11 protein-coding genes and 1 pseudogene are annotated in these 15,809 nt (G+C 72.6%); 9 read left to right on the top strand and 3 right to left on the bottom strand.

Annotated elements, in window-relative coordinates:
- From F0L46_RS13500 to F0L46_RS13465, 8 genes and pseudogenes are all read left to right on the top strand, one after another.
- A pseudogene (locus tag F0L46_RS13500) lies at window positions 1-248 on the top strand (GTP cyclohydrolase II RibA); the annotation flags it as partial.
- A 56-nt stretch (window positions 249-304) separates the two neighbouring features.
- Window positions 305-1,744, top strand: coding sequence for an SNF2-related protein (locus F0L46_RS13495; RefSeq protein ID WP_149818369.1), 1,440 nt, complete (start codon window positions 305-307; stop codon window positions 1,742-1,744).
- A gap of 139 nt (window positions 1,745-1,883) precedes the next feature.
- Window positions 1,884-3,161 carry an ABC transporter substrate-binding protein gene (locus F0L46_RS13490; RefSeq protein ID WP_149818367.1) on the top strand — a complete coding sequence of 426 codons (1,278 nt, stop codon included), beginning with the start codon at window positions 1,884-1,886 and terminating at the stop codon, window positions 3,159-3,161.
- The gene (locus F0L46_RS13485) at window positions 3,158-4,048 is read left to right on the top strand and encodes a carbohydrate ABC transporter permease (RefSeq protein ID WP_149818366.1); all 891 of its coding nucleotides are present in this window, start codon (window positions 3,158-3,160) and stop codon (window positions 4,046-4,048) included. Before F0L46_RS13490 ends, F0L46_RS13485 begins: the two co-directional genes overlap by 4 nt.
- Window positions 4,045-4,905 (top strand): carbohydrate ABC transporter permease, encoded by an 861-nt coding sequence (locus tag F0L46_RS13480; protein ID WP_149818364.1) that lies wholly within the window; start codon window positions 4,045-4,047, stop codon window positions 4,903-4,905. The genes F0L46_RS13485 and F0L46_RS13480 overlap by 4 nt, the downstream gene beginning before the upstream one ends.
- Window positions 4,902-5,984, top strand: coding sequence for an ABC transporter ATP-binding protein (locus F0L46_RS13475; RefSeq protein WP_188311961.1), 1,083 nt, complete (start codon window positions 4,902-4,904; stop codon window positions 5,982-5,984). The genes F0L46_RS13480 and F0L46_RS13475 overlap by 4 nt, the downstream gene beginning before the upstream one ends.
- Window positions 5,985-6,197: 213 nt before the next feature.
- Window positions 6,198-9,017: an ATP-binding protein gene (locus F0L46_RS13470; protein WP_149818360.1), complete on the top strand. Its 2,820-nt coding sequence runs from the start codon at window positions 6,198-6,200 to the stop codon at window positions 9,015-9,017.
- Window positions 9,018-9,120: 103 nt separating this feature from the next.
- Window positions 9,121-11,502: a xanthine dehydrogenase family protein molybdopterin-binding subunit gene (locus tag F0L46_RS13465; RefSeq protein ID WP_149818358.1), complete on the top strand. Its 2,382-nt coding sequence runs from the start codon at window positions 9,121-9,123 to the stop codon at window positions 11,500-11,502.
- 254 nt (window positions 11,503-11,756) lie between these two features.
- On the opposite strand, the gene F0L46_RS13460 is transcribed toward F0L46_RS13465, so the two are convergent.
- Genes F0L46_RS13460 through F0L46_RS13450 form a run of 3 tightly spaced genes read right to left on the bottom strand, consistent with a single transcriptional unit; the run spans window position 11,757 to window position 14,627 of the window.
- Complete coding sequence (locus F0L46_RS13460; RefSeq protein ID WP_149818356.1) at window positions 11,757-12,749, bottom strand: hypothetical protein; 993 nt, start codon at window positions 12,747-12,749, stop codon at window positions 11,757-11,759.
- Window positions 12,750-12,780: 31 nt separating this feature from the next.
- Window positions 12,781-13,599, bottom strand: coding sequence for a DeoR/GlpR family DNA-binding transcription regulator (locus tag F0L46_RS13455; RefSeq protein WP_149818354.1), 819 nt, complete (start codon window positions 13,597-13,599; stop codon window positions 12,781-12,783).
- Between the two features lie 56 nt (window positions 13,600-13,655).
- Window positions 13,656-14,627: an extracellular solute-binding protein gene (locus tag F0L46_RS13450; RefSeq protein ID WP_188311960.1), complete on the bottom strand. Its 972-nt coding sequence runs from the start codon at window positions 14,625-14,627 to the stop codon at window positions 13,656-13,658.
- Window positions 14,628-14,755: 128 nt separating this feature from the next.
- On the opposite strand from F0L46_RS13450, the gene F0L46_RS13445 reads away from it, so the two are divergent.
- A complete protein-coding gene (locus F0L46_RS13445; RefSeq protein ID WP_149818349.1) occupies window positions 14,756-15,808 on the top strand; it encodes an ABC transporter ATP-binding protein in 1,053 nt (350 codons plus the stop codon).
- Window position 15,809: the final 1 nt, after the last annotated feature.

Here is a 15,809-nt window from a genome sequence, read left to right as displayed (position 1 = left end):
TCGACCAGCGCCGGTTCGACTTCGCGGGCGCGATGCTGCGGGCGCTTGGCGTGAGCGCGGTGCGGGTTCTGACGAACAACCCGGAGAAGATCGCGGCGCTGCGGCGGGCGGGTCTGGCGGTGGTGTCGGACGAGCGGGTGGTGGGGCGTCGCACGGAGGAGAACGTGCGCTACCTCGCCTCCAAGCGCGACCGCGCCGGCCACTTCATCGACCTCGATGCCGCGGCCCTCGCGCCGGTCGACGGCTGAGCGGCGCGCCGTCGCCGCGTTGCCCCGGGCGCGCGGCCCGGGTACGACCGGCGCCCATGGATGCCGCGTCCCCTCCCCCAGCCGACCGCTTCGTCCCGCGCCCGCATCAGGCCGAGGCCGCCCGCGCCATCTTGGCAGCACGAGCCGCGGGGCGGCCGGGCTTCCTGCTCGGCGACCTCACGGGTCTGGGCAAGACCCTGTCGATCTGGCACGCGCTCGCCGCGATGCCGGAGGACGAGATCCTGATCGTCTGCCCCAAGGGGGCGATGCCGCAATGGCGGCGCACCATCGCGCTGTCGGGACTTCAGGCGAAAGCCGTGACCCTGACCAATTACGAGCGCACGAAGTCGCTGCTCGCCCCACCGCCCGCGAGCAGCAAGCGCTCGACCCGCGCCAAGAACAACGAGCTCGCCCGGCACGGCCGCCCGAAGCGCACCTGGCCCCTCGTCGTGTTCGACGAGAGCCACCGCATCCGCAACCCGAACTCCCAGATGGGCCTCGCCTGCCGGCAGATGGCGGCCGCCGCCAATTTCGTGGTCTATGCCAGCGCCACCGCGGGCCAGGCGCCGCACGAGCTGTCCTATCTCGGGAAGCTGCTCAGCCACGCCGCGGGCGTGCCCGCCGACACCCTCGACGGGTTCCGCCAGCTCATGAAGCGGCTCGGCATCGGCCGGGCCAAGGGACGCTGGCAGAACTGGAGCTGGACGCCCAACGAGGACGACCGCAGGACCATGGCGGGCCTCCTCTATCGGGGCGACGCCGCCATCGGCCTGCGCCGGCGGCCCGGCGACATCGCGGGCTGGCCCGAGGTGCAGCGCGAGCTCGCCCCCACCGCCCTCGACGCGCCGTCGCGACGCCTCTACGACGCGACGTGGCGCGAGTTCCGTAGGGAGCTGGGGCTTGCCGGCGGCTCGACGCGGCACCCGAAGGGCTGGGCGGCCGACCTGCGCTTCCGGCAGAAGGCCTCGCTGCTGCGGGTGCCCGGCACCGCCGACTTCGCCGACGACCTTCTGGAGAACGGGCAGGCCGTGGCGATCTCGGTCGCGTTCCTGGAGACCGGCGCCCACCTCGTCGAGGCGCTTGCGGGACGCGGCTGGCCGGTCGGATCGATCACGGGCGAGCGGACCGGAGCGGCGAACGAGGAGACGCGCCTCGCCTTCCAGCGCGGCGAGCTCGACGCCGTGGTGTTCACGGTGACCGAGGCGATCTCGCTGCATCAGGGCGAGATGCCGGGCGGCGACAAGCCCCGCGCCCTCCTCGTCCACGATATGCGCCACAGCGCCATCCAGCTCCAGCAGATCGAGGGCCGCTGCCACCGGGACGGGCGGCGGGCGGTGATCTGGTACCTGTTCGCGGAGGGCACCGTCGAGGAGCGCGTCGCCGCTGCCGCCGTTGCCCGCATGGCGGCGATGGCCGGGATGGCAGGCGACGACACCGCGCTGGTCGACGCCATCGCCCGCGAGATCGAGGGTTTCGCCGCCGCGCGCGAGGGCTGACCCGTTTCGCGGGCGCTCGCGCGCCGCCATCGTGCGATCCCGAAAATCCGCTTGCATACGGGCCGCCCGCCACCTTGACATTTGGTCGGGTGGCGCATCCCATCGCCCCATCCAAAGATCGACGACCGAGGGTGGACCGATGCCGACCATCGACGGACTGGCGCTCGACCGGCGCGCGTTCCTCATCGGGGCCCTCGCGGCCGCCGCTCCGACCTGGAGCCGGGCCGCGGGCCTCACCGGGCTCTCGGGCAAGCGATTCGAGGTGGTGCACTGGTGGGCGGGCGGCAGCGAGAGTGACGCCATCCGCGTGGTGCGGCGCGCCCTCGAAGCCGAGGGCGGAACCTGGCTCGACGTGACGGTGCAGGGGCCCGACCTCGCCAAGGCCGCCGCGATGACGCGGGTGCTCGGCGGGGCGGCGCCCGGCGCGATGCTCTGGCATGTGGGCCCCGACCTGCCGCGCCTCGTCACCGACGGGGTGATCCGCGACGTCGAGGCGGCCGCGGCCGCGCAGGGCTGGGACGCGATCCTGCCCGCCGCCGTCGCGGCGCAGATGAAGGTCGACGGCCGCTACGTCGCGGCCCCCATCGACCTGCACGGGGCCAACTGGATGTTCGCCCATCGCCGCCGGCTGGAGGAGGCCGGGGCCGAGCTGCCGCGGACCTGGGACGAGGCGATCGCCGCTTGCGAGCGCCTGCGCGCGGCGGGCACGATCCCGATCGCGCTCGGCGGCCAGCCCTGGCAGGAGGCCCTCGTCTTCGCCCAGGCCGTCGTCGGCACGGGCGGGGCGGACCTCATGCGCCGCATGTGCGTGGAGCACGACGTGAGCGGCGACCTGCCCGCCGTCGCGGCCGCCTTCGAGACCTTCGGCCGCCTGCGCCCCTTCGTGGACAAGGGCAGCCCCAATCGCGGCCCGACCGACACCGCCAACCTCGTCTCCTCCGGTCGCGCCGGCTTCCTGTTCACGGGCGACTGGTCCCGCGGCGAGCTCGAGAAGGCCGGCCTCAAGGCAGGCGCCGACTATCTGGCGCGCCCGGCGCCGGGCAATGACGGCGTCTTCCTCGCAGTGGTCGACGCCTTCTGCATGCCCCGCGCGGTGAGCGCCCCCATCGCCGAGGCGCAGGATGCCTTCGCGCGGCTCGTCATGAGCCCCGGCGTGCAGCACGACTTCAACCTCGTGAAGGGCTCGATCCCGACGCGCACCGACGTGGACCTCGCGCGCTACGACGAGGGCGCCCGCGCCGCCGCCCGCCTCACCCGCGGCGAGGGCGAGGTGGTGGCCTCGCTCAGCATGGGCATGACCACGGCCATGCGGGCGGCGCTCTACGAGGTCGTCCACCGCTTCTGGACCACGGAGGGCGCGGACCCGAAGCGCGCGGCCTCCGACCTTCGCGACGCCATCGCCCGGACGCGCGCTTGAGGCGCCGGCTCGTCTCCGGACGGGTCGCCGCGGCCCTGGCGCTCGCCCCCGCGGCGCTCCTCCTCGGAGTCGCCTTCTACGGCTTTCTCGGCTGGACGGCCGCCATCTCCCTCACCTCGTCGCGGCTCCTGCCCCGCGCCGATTTCGTCGGCGCGGCGAACTACGCGGCGGTCATGGGCGACCGGCGCTTCGTCGAGTCCTTCGGCAACCTCCTCGTCTTCGGGGTCGCCCTCGTCGCGACGGCGGCCCTCGCGGGCCTCGCTCTCGCGGTCGTCCTGGACTGGCTCGACCGCCGCGGGCGGCGCACCGGCCTCGCCGAGACGGTGTTCCTCTACCCCGTCGCGGTCTCCTGGCTCGTCACGGGCCTCGTCTGGCAATGGATCCTCAACCCGAGCCTTGGTCTCGAGCGGAGCGTGCGGGCCTGGGGCATCGAGACCTTCGCCTTCGACCATCTCGTGCGGCCCGGAACCGCCCTCTACGCCCTTGCCCTCGCGGGAGCCTGGCACGTCGCCGGCATGGCGCTCGCGGTGTTCTCGGCGGGCTTGCGGGGCGTCGACCCGGACCTGTGGCGCGCCGCGCGGGTCGAGGGCGTCGGGGCTCACCGGGTCTATCTCCACGTGGTCCTGCCAATGCTCGGGCCGCATGCGATGACCGTGCTCCTGCTCCTCGCCTTCGGCGTCGCACGCGCCTTCGACCTCGTGGTCGCGATGACGGGCGGCGGGCCGGGCTACGCGACAGACATGCCGGCGCTCTACGTCTACGACCACATGTTCGCCCGCGGGCACCTCGCGGTCGGGGCCGCGGCGGCGGTGGTGCTCACCCTCGCGGCGGCCGCGATCGTGGTGCCCTATCTCTCCCTCGCCTTGACGCGGCGCCGGCCGGCATGAGGGCGCGCCGCGCCCGGTTCTCCGCCGGCGAGGCGCTGGTCTGGGCGGCCCTAGGGCTAGCCGGCCTCGTCTTCCTGCTGCCGCTCTACGTGGTGATCGTCACCGCCCTCAAGCCGCTCGCCGCCATCGTCGACGGCTCGATGCTGGCCCCTCCCCGCGACTGGACGATCGCCCCCCTCGCCAAAGCCTGGTCGGGGGCCTGCATCGGGGCGTCGTGCGAGGGCCTGCGCGGGGGCTTCCTGACGTCCCTGCGGATCACCCTCCCGGCCGTCGCGGGCTCGGTGGCGATCGGCCTCGTCAGCGGCTACGCCCTCACCCAATGGCGCCTGCCCGGCGCCCGGCTCGCCTTCGCCCTCGTGATCGTGGCGAACGTGCTGCCCTATCAGGCCGTGCTGCTGCCCGTGGCGCTGACCTTGCGACGGCTCGGCCTGTTCGGCACCGTCGAGGGGCTCGTCCTCGTCCACATCGCCTACGGCATGCCCTACACGGTCCTGCTCTTCCGCAACTTCTTCATCGGCGTGCCCCCTGAGATCGTCGCGGCGGCGCGGGTCGACGGGGCGGGGTTCTGGGGCATCCTGATCCACGTGCTCCTGCCCCTGTCCTGGCCGATCCTCGCGGTGGCGGTGGCGCTGCAATTCACGGCGATCTGGAACGACTATCTCTTCTCCCTCGTGTTCGGCGGCCCGAACCCGCCCGTGACGGTGAGGCTCAACAACCTGATCAACGACGGCGTCGGCACGAAGGAATACAACGTCAACATGGCGGGCGTGCTCCTCGTCGCGGCGCCGGCGCTCCTCGTCTATTGGCTCGCGGGACGCTGGTTCGTGCGCGGCCTGACCTTGGGCGGCGCCCGGTGAAGGACCTGAGCCTCGCCGACCTGCGGCTCGCCTACGGGTCGGTCACGGCGCTCGACGGGGTGTCGCTGGAGATCGCGCCGGGCGAGCTCGTGGCCTTGGTGGGCCCGTCGGGCTGCGGCAAGTCGAGCCTGCTCGCGGCCGCGGCGGGGCTCGTCGATCTCGACGGGGGCCGCGTCTCCATCGGCGGGCGCGACGTGACCGGCCTGGAGCCCGGCGAGCGCAACGTCTCGGTGGTCTTCCAGGGCCTTGCCCTCTACCCGACCATGAGCGCCGCCCGCAACGTGACCTTCGGGATGCGCATGCGCGGCGTGCCGCGCGCCGAGGCCCAGGCGCGCCTGATAGAAGCGGCGCGGCTCCTGCGGATCGAGGACATCCTCGACCGGCGTCCCGCCCAGCTCTCCGGCGGGCAACGCCAGCGTGTCGCGATCGCCCGAGCGCTGGTGCGCGACCCGGACGCGTTCCTGTTCGACGAGCCCCTGTCGAGCCTCGACGCCGCCCTGCGGGCGGACCTGCGTGACGAGATCCGGCGGGTTCACGCCCGGACACAGGCGTGCGCCCTCTACGTCACCCACGACCAAGCCGAGGCCATGGCGCTCGGCGACCGCCTCGCCGTGATGCGGGCGGGGCGCATCCTCCAGGTCGGCACGCCGCGCGAGGTCTACAACCGGCCGCAGACGGCCTTCGTGGCGGGCTTCGTCGGCGCGCCGCGCATGAACCTCGTCCCCGCCCGGCTCGTGGCCGAGGCCGGTGTCCCGGCCCTCGAGCTCGGAGACCACCGCCTGCCCCTGCCAGGCTATGCCTGGAGCGAACCGCCGGAGCCCGGACGCCCGGTCGTGCTCGGCTTGCGCGCCGAGGATATCGGCCGCCCGCGCCTCGGCAGCCATTCCTTGGGTGCGATGCGGGTGGTCTCGCTCGAGCCCACGGGCGCCGACACCCTCGCGCGCCTCGCATGGGGCGAGGCCGCGATCGTGGCGCGGCTGGAGCGCGACCCGGGGGTCGGGGCCGGGGACCTCGTCGAGATCGCGGCCGACCTCTCGCGAGCCTCCCTGTTCTGCCCTCGGACCGAACGCCGCCTTTGACTCCACGCGGCTCCGCTGGAGCCGTCCGGGCTCCTGTCACCCCGCGCCGCAGCGTGCTAAGGATGGCGTTCGGCCGCTTTTTTGCATACGTGGTCACTCCCGGGTCTAGCGCCAAAGCCATTTCGAGATGTCGTCGACCATGACGCAAGCGATTGCCCCAGACTGAACGATGCAAGCATTCGTCCATCGGTCGGATCGCGGCGCGGGCCGACGATGACCGGCACCGAACAGCCCGCCGACGAGATCGCCTTCGGACCGTTCCGCCTTTACCCGACGCGGCGGCTTCTCCTGGAGGGCGACGCACCCGTCGCCCTGGGCGGGCGCGCCTTCGACCTGCTCGTCGCCCTGGCGCAGCGGCCCGGAGAGATCGTCACGAAGGACGAGCTCATGGACCTCGTCTGGCCCGGCATCCATGTGAGCGAGAACAACCTCCGGGTCCAGATCGCGGGCCTGCGCCGGGCGCTCGGCGACGGCCGCGACGGACGCCGCTTCATCGACGTCAAGGCGGGCCGCGGCTATGGGTTCGTGGCCCCCGTCGTTGTCGCGCGCGGCGTCCCGCAGGCCGAGCCCGGCCCCAGGCGGATCTATGACCTGCCGGCGCCCTTCACGCGCGTGATCGGGCGCGAGGACTCGATCCAGGCCCTCGCGACGCAGCTGCGGGCGCGCCGCCTGGTCACGATCGTGGGCCCCGGCGGCATCGGCAAGACGACGGTCGCCCTCGCGGTGGCGCGCCTGGTGGCCGGCGAGTTCGACGATGGCGGGCTGTTCGTCGACCTGTCCCCCCTGAACGACGCGGCCCACGTGCCGGGCGCCGTCGCAGCGGCGTTGGGGCTCGCGATCCAGTCCCGCGACCCCATCCCCGCGATCTGCGCCTTCCTCAAGGTGCAGCGCCTGCTGCTCGTCCTGGACAATTGCGAGCACCTGCTGGAGGCCGCCACGGCGCTCGTCGAGCGGATCGGGGAAGCGGCGGTCGGCGTGCACGTCCTGGCGACGAGCCGCGAGCCGCTGCGGGCCGTGGGCGAGCGCGTCTATCGCCTGGCGCCTCTCGAGAGCCCTCCAGGCGGCAGCGCCCTGCGGGCCGACCAGGCCCTGCGCTATCCGGGGGTCGCCCTCTTCGTCGAGCGCGCGGCCCAGAGCGCGGGCGAGTTCGCGCTGACCGACGCGAACACGATGTTCGTGGCCGAGATCTGCCGGCGCCTCGATGGCATGGCCCTGGCGATCGAGCTCGCGGCGCGGCGCGTGGAGGGCATCGGCATCGCCGAGCTCGCGGCACGGCTGGGCGATTGCTTCCGGCTTCTCACGAAGGGCCGCCGCACGGCCCTCCCGCGTCATCGCACCCTGGAGGCGACGCTCGACTGGAGCTACCAGCTGCTCACCGAGGACGAGCGGCGCCTCTTTCGCCGCCTCTCCGTGTTCGCGGGACCGTTCTCCATCGAGGCGGCGGCGGCCCTGGAGCCCGACATCGATCGCGCCGACATCGCGGGCCGGGTCGCCGAGCTCGTCGACAAGTCGCTGCTGCTCGTCTCGGACGAGCCCGCCGGGCGCTCCTACCGCATGTTCGCCACCATGCGGCTGTTCGGCCTGCAGCGGCTGCGCGCCGAGGACGACGAGGCCGCCACCATGCGCCGCCACGCTGCTCATGTCGGCGCGGCGCTGCACCGCGACGGCGGCGGGGACGCGGAGCCCGCTGAGCTCGCTACCCGCGTCGGCGACGTCCGCACCGCCCTCGACTGGGCCTTCTCGCCGGAGGGAGATCCCGCGCTCGCGGTCGAGATCACCGTGGCGGCGATCCCTGTCTGGGTGCAGCTCTCCGCGCTCGCCGAATGCCGCGGCCGGATCGAGGGGGCGCTCGCGATCCTCGACGAGGCCGCGGACGCCCGCCCCGTCATGGCTCTGTCGGCCGGTCTCGGCTGGTCGCTGATGTATACGGGGGGCTCCCCGGAGACGGTCGCCCAGACATGGTCGCGCACGCTTCGCATCGCGAAGGCTCTCGGCGACACCGGCTACGAGCTGCGCGCCCTGTGGGGCTTGTGGATCAACGACCTAAACCGGGGCGCCTTCCGCACGGCGCTCGGACGGGCCACGGACTTCGCGGGCCTCGCGGCGAGCGCCTCCGACGAGTTCGACGTCGTCATGGGATGGCGGATCCTCGGCACCTCGCACCATTATCTCGGCGACCAGGCCTCCGCCCGCCGCGACCTGGAGCGGGCGCTCGCCGCCATGCCGGCCCGCCGCTGGCCCGCGGCCCGCTTCCAGACCGACCAGGCCGTGACGGCGCGCTACTTCCTGGCGCGGGTCCTCTGGCTCCAGGGCCTGCCGGACCAGGCGCGCGAGACGGCCCTGCGCCATGTCGGCGACGCCGAGGCCGCCCGCAACGCGCTCCATTACGCGAGCGTGCTCGGCCAGGGGGCCTGCCCCGTCGCCCTGTTCTCGGGCGATCTCGCCGCGGCGGAGCGCTTCGGGGCCATGCTCCTCGACCACACGCGGCGCAACGCCCTGCGGGTCTGGGAGACCTGGGCCCGGTGCTTCCTCGGGCTGGTGCGCGCGTGGCGCGGCGACGCCGACGGGCTCCAGGTCCTGCGCGCGGAACTGACGGGCGCGAACTCCCATGCCGGGCTGCCGCGCTACCTTCCCCTCATCGGCGAATATGCCCGCTGCCTTGCCGCGACCGGCGAGACGGGGCTGGCGCGGGAGGCCATCGCGCGGGCACGGGAGCGTTGCGAGGCGCACGAGGAGCTCTGGTTCATCGCCGAGCTGCTGCGGATCGAGGGCGAGATCCGTCTCGCGACCGAGGGCGAGAGCGCCCTGGAGGCGGCGTCCGGGCTGTTCAGGCAGGGGCTCGACTGGTCGCGCCGCCAATCGGCTCTCTCCCTGGAGCTGCGCTGCGCCATGAGCCTCGCGCGCGCCCATCACGGCCGGGAGACGGCCGGGGATGCGGTGGCGGGCTTGCGCGACGTCTACGGCCGTTTCACCGAGGGCCACGCCACCGACGATCTCCTGGCGGCGCGCGGCCTTCTCGGCGGGGCGCCTTAGGAACCGACGCCCGCCGCTCTCGCATCGCGGGCGTCATGGCGCTAGGGTCGGCGCAGAATCGATCGCCCCGGTCCCCGGGCCGGCGCCAGAACGGAACGCCCCCATGAACGTCCGGCCTGCCCTCGACATGCCGCCCCCCTCGCCCACCGGCATCGGCCAGCCCGTCCCGCGCCAGGAGGATGCGCTCCTTCTGCGGGGCGAGGGCCGCTACACGGACGACGTGGCCCTCCCCGGGCAGCTCCACGCCGCCTTCGTGCGAAGCCCCTATGCCCATGGCGTCATCGAGGGCGTCGACGTCGAGGCGGCCCGCGCGATGCCAGGCGTCGTGGCGGTGTACACGGCCGCCGACCTTGCCGCCGCGGGCTGCGGGCCGATCACCGCGCGGCCGTTCATCCCGTTCAAGCACAGGGACGGGACACCGATGACGATCCCGCGGCGCGGCGCGCTGGCGGAGAGCAAGGTGCGCTTCATCGGCGACCCCGTCGCCGTGGTGGTGGCGCGCACGGCCCTGGAAGCGCGCGACGCGGCCGAGGCGGTGGCTCTCGAGATCACCCCCCTCCCCGCGGTGACGCGGGTCGAGGACGCGCTCGCGCCGGGCGCCCCGGAGCTCTACGACGCGTTTCCGGGCAACCTGATCCTCGACTACGAGGCCGGCGACCCCGAGCGCGTGGCCGAGGCCTTCGCGGGCGCGGCCCATGTCACACGGCTCACCCTCTCGAACAATCGGGTCGTCGTGAACGCCATGGAGCCCCGCGCGGCGCTCGCGGCCTACGATGCCGAGGCGGGCGCCTTCACGCTCCATGCGCCGAGCCAGGGCGTGCTCGGCAAGCGCAATGCGCTGGCCGAGGCCATGGGCGTTGCGCCGGACCGCCTGCGGCTCCTGACGGGCCAGGTCGGCGGCTCGTTCGGGATGAAGGGCTCCGTCTTCCCCGAGGAGGTCTGCCTTCTCCACGCGGCCCGTGCGCTCGGCGCGCCCGTGCGCTGGACGGACCAGCGCTCCGAGAGCTTCATGTCCGACCATCACGGCCGCGACATGGAGGTCACGGCCGAGCTTGCGCTTGACGCCAAGGGCCGCTTCCTGGCCGTCCGCGTCACGGGCTTCGGCAATCTCGGCGCCTATCTCACGGCGGTCGGGCCGCTGATGACCACGATCGGCATCCTGCGCAACGTGATGGGCATGTACCGAACGCCCCTCGTCGAGGTGCGCACCCGCTGCGCGGTGACGAACACCGTGCCGATCGGCGCCTATCGCGGCGCCGGGCGGCCCGAGGGCAACTATTACATGGAGCGGCTCATCGACCAGGCCGCCCACGAGATGGGGATCGACCGGGTCCGCCTGCGCCGCATCAACATGGTGACGCCCGCGATGCTGCCCTGGACCACGCCCGCCGGCACGGTCTACGACAGCGGCGACTTTCCGGGCCTCCTCGACCGGGCGCTGGAGGCCGCCGACTGGGCGGGCTTCGCGGCGCGCCGTCGCGAGAGCCGCCGGCGCGGGCGCTTGCGGGGGCGCGGCATCGGCTGCTACCTGGAGGTCACGGCGCCCCCCGCCAACGAGCTGTGCGGCCTGCGCTTCGAGGCGGACGGGACGGTGACGATCCTCACCGGCACCCTCGACTTCGGCCAGGGGCACCTGTCGTCCTTCGGACAGATCCTGCACTCCCGCCTCGGCGTCCCCCTCGACCGGGTCCGCCTCGTCCAGGGCGACAGCGGGCGCCTCAGCGCGGGGGCCGGGACGGGCGGCTCGAAATCGCTGATGGCGAGCGGCAGCGCCATCGTCGAGGCGGGCGACATCGTGATCGAGCGCGGGCGCGCGCTCGCGGCCCATGTCCTGGAGGCCGGCGTCGGCGACATCGTCTTCGACGCGGGACGCTTCGTGGTGGCCGGCACGGACCGGGCGATCGGCATCATGGATCTCGCGGCGCGCCTGCGCGAGGGGGCCGGCCTGCCCTCGGACCTGCCGCCCGACCTCCCCGCGACCCTTGACATCGACCACGTCTTCCGCGAGGCGCCCTCGGCCTATCCCAACGGCTGCCACGTGGCGGAGGTGGAGGTCGATCCCGAGACCGGGACGGTCGAGGTGGTGCGCTACGTGATGGTCAACGACTTCGGGACCCTCATCAACCCGCTCATCGTCGAGGGCCAGCTCCACGGCGGCGTGCTGCAGGGGATCGGCCAGGCCCTGATGGAGCGCACCGTCTTCGACGAGGAGGGGCAGCTCGTGACGGGCTCCTTCATGGACTACCAGCTCCCGCGCGCCGGCGACATTCCCCCGCTCTTCACCTTCGAAAGCCGCCCGCAGCCGACCGCGACGAACCCGCTCGGGGCCAAGGGCTGCGGCGAGGCGGGTTGCGCGGGCTCCCTCCCCTCGGTGATGAACGCGCTCCTCGACGCCCTCGCGGCCGAGGGCGTGCGCCACCTCGACATGCCGGCGACGCCCCAGGCGGTCTGGCGGGCCCTGCGGGAGGCGCGCGACGCCGCGTGACGTGCCCCGAGAGGGTGATTTGGCGCGCGACGAAACTCCCCTCCCCTCATGCTGAGGAGCCTGCGCCAGCAGGCCTCTCGAAGCACGCAGGACGCTGCCACAGCCGTCCGGAGACCTCTGGAACGCCCTTCGAGGCCGGGCTCACGCAGGGCACCTCAGGACGAGGAGGGAGGGGGGCCGTACTTATGACCCAACCCCTCAGGACGAGGTTTCAGGATGGGACGACCGGCCACCTCCAAGGCCGGTCCCGCAGCTCATAACCGCACGCCGAGATAGGTCCGGTCGTCGGCCCAATGCGCCGCGGTCGAGCCTTTCGGGGAGGGATAGATCAGCACCTTGGCGGGGTCCTCCGCCTCCACCTCGCGGAAGGCCTCCTCCCAGGACGCGACGCCGAACGAGGCGCCGGGCTTGAAGTAGCCGTCCGTGAACAGCTCGATCGTCTGGACGTCGGCCCGGGGCAGGGTCTCGAGGTGCACGAGCGAGAACGGCACCTCGAAGCCGTCGATGGACGAGTAGCCGAGGATCGTGCCGGAATCGTTCTGGTAGGCGCCCTGGGCGTGGACGATGCCGCCCCGCACGAGCGTCTCGATGTGGGCGGCGGGAACGTGCGGCAGCGCCCTCACGCAGGAATCGATCGTCTGCCGCTCGATCCCCGCGATGTCGTCGGGGCTCAGCACGCTCGCGAGCTCGCCGGGTGATTGGCGCGTCCCGAACCAGGTGATCCGCCGCGACATCGCCTCCTGCTGCATCGCGTCCGCGGCCCGCCGCCCGATGACGGGCCAGGCCGTCCGCCGCAGGGCCGCCGTGATGAGGTCGAGGTCCTTGTCCACCTGGAGCAGGCGGGAGCCGTTGATCCGCACGCCGCTGTCGCCGACGAGGAGGACGTCGACATTCTCCCCGGCCACGAGGACGAGGGCGAGGGTCGCCGAGAAGCGCTGGTTCCAATCGGTCCGCGCGCTCTCCAGGATGCCGTGCGAGCGATAGGCGTCGGCGATCGCCGCCGTGAGCGCCGCCACGATGCCGCGCGGCTCGCGCGCGCCGCCCGGCCGGGCGAGCTCGTGCTCCAGCGCGGCCTTCACGATGGTGGCCGCGTATTGCCCCGAGAGCATGCCGTCGTAGCGGGTCCCGAGGCGGTCCGTCACGCCGTCGATCACGGCGTAGCCCCGCCCGGGGAGGCAGACGAAGCGGTCCTCGTTCGTGTCCGGCGCGGCGGGGTTCTTCGCCTCGGTGAAGGCCTCGATCAGCATGGGGGCACTTTCGGGTTGGGGCCGGACGGGGTCACTCGACGATCGCGACCGTCGTGCCCTGGAGCACGGACGGGTCGTCGAGCCTCGTTGCGGGGTCGCAGTTCGTGATCAGGACCGACACCTGGCGCAGGTGGGACAGGACATGGGGCGCGCGCGCGCCGAACTTGTCGGCCTGGACCACGAGAACGGTCCGGCGCGCCGCGGCGAGAACGTCCTGGGCGAACTCGACCTCCAGCGGATCGTGCACCAGGACCGTGCCGTCCGGCGCGATGGCATTGGCCCCGACGATCGCGAGATCGAACCTGAAGCGGTCGCTCGGACGCCCTCCGGTGGAGGGCAGAATGGCCGTGTCGTTGCGGCGGACATAACCGCCGAACACGAAGAGCGACACGCTCGTGTTGAAGGTGCAGGCATAGGCCACGCCGAGATTGTTCGTCGCCACGACGAGCCCCGCCCGCGCCTTGAGCACCTCGTGGATGGCGTTGAAGGTCGTGCCGAGCCCCACGAACAGCGTGGAGCCGGGCTCGATGAAATCGCCGAGGCGGGCGACGAGCCGCCGCTTGAGGTCGGTGAGGTGGACGTTGCGGTCGCGATAGGCGATCGCCGTCGAGCCCGGGCCCGCCAGCGCCATCCCGTGGCCCTTCTGGAGGAGGCCCTGCGATTCGAGCTTCTGCAGGTCGCGCCGGATCGTCTGCGAGGTGACGCCGCATTGTTCGGCGAGCCCCACGACGGAGGCGCCGCCGAGCGACTCGATCGCGCTCACGATGTGCTCCCACCGCTCCGGCAGCGAGAGCCGGGCGGGCTTGGGACGGCGGCGGCGGGCCGCGGGGGGCGAGGTGGGAGCGTTCATGGGGCACCGGTCGGGCGGGCGGCGCCATTCGGCCCGCGCCCACCGCAGCCGCGGCTCTACTGGCCCACGGCCTTGCGCCACCGCTCCAGGGCAGCCTGCGTGCCGCCAAGCTCCTCGACCGTCTTCAGCTCGACGAGCTTAAGGCTCGCCAGCGGCGGGACGTCGCCGGGCCCCGCGACGTCGGTGCGCACCGAGCGGCGGCCGGCCTCCTTCACGAGCAGCTCCTGGGTCTTCTTCGAGAGCGCCCAGTCGATGAACTTCTTGCCGTTCTCCGCGTTCGGGCCGCCCTTCACGAGCGCCACCCCGTCGGGCGAGGCCGTGGTGCCGTCCGCCAGATAGGCGATCTTCACCGGCGCGCCCCCGACCTTGTATTCCAGGGCGTTGTCCTCCAGCGTGAGGCCGATCGCGGCCTCGCCGTCGGCGACGTAGCGCGGCACGGCGCCGGAGCTCTCGGTCAGGACGAAGTTCTTCGCGATCTCGCCGTAGCGGGTCCAGCCCTGGTCGCCGAACACCGTGAGCACGGTCATCATCTGCTGGAAGGCCGATCCGGAATTGTCGGCTCGCGCCGAGGCGATCTTGCCCTTCCACTTCGCCGCCGCGAGATCCGTCAGGGTCTTGGGCATCTCGGCGTCGGGGACCATGCGGGTGTTCTGGAGCAGGACGTAGATCACCGCCGTGTAGGGCGTCCAGGCCGGGCTGCTCTTGAAGCGCGGATCGATGCTCGCGGCTTCCTTGCTCTCGTAGGGCTCGAGGAGATCGGCGTTCTCCGTGAGCAGGCTGCCCGTGGCGCTCCAGATCACGTCGGCCTTCGGCGCCTTGGCCTCCGCCCGGACGCGCCGGCTGACCTCGCTCGACCCGAGCTGGATCACCTCCGCCTTGATGCCGGTCTCCCGCTCGAACACCGGGGCGAGCGCCTGGACGAGGGAGGTCTTGTGGGCGGTGTAGAGCACCACCTTCCCCTGCGCCGACGCGCCGCCGATGAAGGCGAGCGACACGGCGGCGGCCAGGATGCCTGTCAATGCTTTCATCCGTTCCTCCCGATCCAACGCGCGACCTCTGTCTCCGGCAGCCCGATGTCGCATTCGGAAAAGCTGCATGTTGCAAATTAGACATGCCAACCTATGCTGTAAAGGCAGGGTCGGAGCGTCTGGCGGCGATGGATTACTTGGCGGTCGAGAACGCGTCGAAGACGTTCGGCGGAGGAGTGCGCGCGCTCGACGGCGTGTCGTTCTCGGTCGAGCGGGACGAGTTCTTCACGCTGCTTGGCCCCAGCGGTTGCGGCAAGACCACTCTATTACGCTCGATTGCAGGCTTCGCCGATCTGACCGAGGGCACGATCACCCTGGACGGGGCCAGGCTCGACCGCACGCCCCCGCACAGGCGCGACATCGGGATGGTCTTCCAGGATTACGCGGTGTTCCCGCACCTGACCGTAGCCGAGAACGTCGCGTTCGGGCTGAAGGCCCGCAAGACGCCCGCCGCCGAGAGCGCCGCCCGGGTGGCCGAGGCCCTGGCGACCGTGCGCCTCGGCGCGCTCGCGGCCCGGCTCCCCGCGGCCCTGTCGGGCGGGCAGCAGCAGCGCATCGGCCTTGCGCGCGCGATGGTGATCCGGCCGAAGCTCCTTCTTATGGACGAGCCGCTGTCTAACCTCGACGCCAAGCTGCGCATCGAGCTGCGCGACGAGATCCGCGACATCCAGAAATCCGTCGGCACCGCGGCCATCTACGTCACCCACGACCAGGAGGAGGCCCTGGCGATCTCGGACCGGATCTGCGTGATGAACGCCGGCCGCATCGAGCAGATCGGGACGCCTCAGGAGATCTACGCCGATCCCCGGACCATCTTCGTGGCGTCCTTCGTGGGCACGATGAACGTCACGCCCTGGGACGCCGCGGGGCCGGGCTTCCCCCCGGGCTTCGCGCCCGACCGCGCCCATGTCTGGGCGATCCGCCCCGAGCACCTGCGCATCGGCGAGGGCCGCCCCGGCGCGGTCGCGATCCGGGGTGAGGTCGACAAGTACACCTATCTCGGCCGCGAGGCGCATGTGGCGGTGCGCACGCCCGACGGCCGCTTCGTCATCCAGGTCGCCGATCCCGCCCCGGGCCTGCGGATGCAGCCCGGCACCCCGGTCTCCGTCGGCTTCGACCCGGCGAACGCTCTCTTCTTCGACGAGGCGGGCCGGCGCGTCGCGACGACGAGGACCTCGTAAG

Source organism: Salinarimonas soli (genome assembly GCF_008386575.1).
In the GTDB taxonomy this organism is placed as follows: Bacteria; Pseudomonadota; Alphaproteobacteria; order Rhizobiales; family Beijerinckiaceae; genus Salinarimonas_A; species Salinarimonas_A soli.
Note: the sequence above shows the minus strand (reverse complement) of the source record. Positions and strands in the feature narration are given on the sequence as shown.

Bases quoted from the DNA above. Each gene is read 5' to 3' on its own strand.
- F0L46_RS13490 (WP_149818367.1), top strand. From the start codon at position 1,884: ATGCCGACCATCGACGGACTGGCGCTCGACCGGCGCGCGTTCCTCATC.
- F0L46_RS13460 (WP_149818356.1), bottom strand. From the start codon at position 12,749: ATGCTGATCGAGGCCTTCACCGAGGCGAAGAACCCCGCCGCGCCGGAC.
- F0L46_RS13450 (WP_188311960.1), bottom strand. From the start codon at position 14,627: ATGAAAGCATTGACAGGCATCCTGGCCGCCGCCGTGTCGCTCGCCTTC.
- F0L46_RS13480 (WP_149818364.1), top strand. From the start codon at position 4,045: ATGAGGGCGCGCCGCGCCCGGTTCTCCGCCGGCGAGGCGCTGGTCTGG.
- F0L46_RS13445 (WP_149818349.1), top strand. From the start codon at position 14,756: ATGGATTACTTGGCGGTCGAGAACGCGTCGAAGACGTTCGGCGGAGGA.
- F0L46_RS13495 (WP_149818369.1), top strand. From the start codon at position 305: ATGGATGCCGCGTCCCCTCCCCCAGCCGACCGCTTCGTCCCGCGCCCG.
- F0L46_RS13470 (WP_149818360.1), top strand. From the start codon at position 6,198: ATGACCGGCACCGAACAGCCCGCCGACGAGATCGCCTTCGGACCGTTC.
- F0L46_RS13455 (WP_149818354.1), bottom strand. From the start codon at position 13,599: ATGAACGCTCCCACCTCGCCCCCCGCGGCCCGCCGCCGCCGTCCCAAG.
- F0L46_RS13465 (WP_149818358.1), top strand. From the start codon at position 9,121: ATGAACGTCCGGCCTGCCCTCGACATGCCGCCCCCCTCGCCCACCGGC.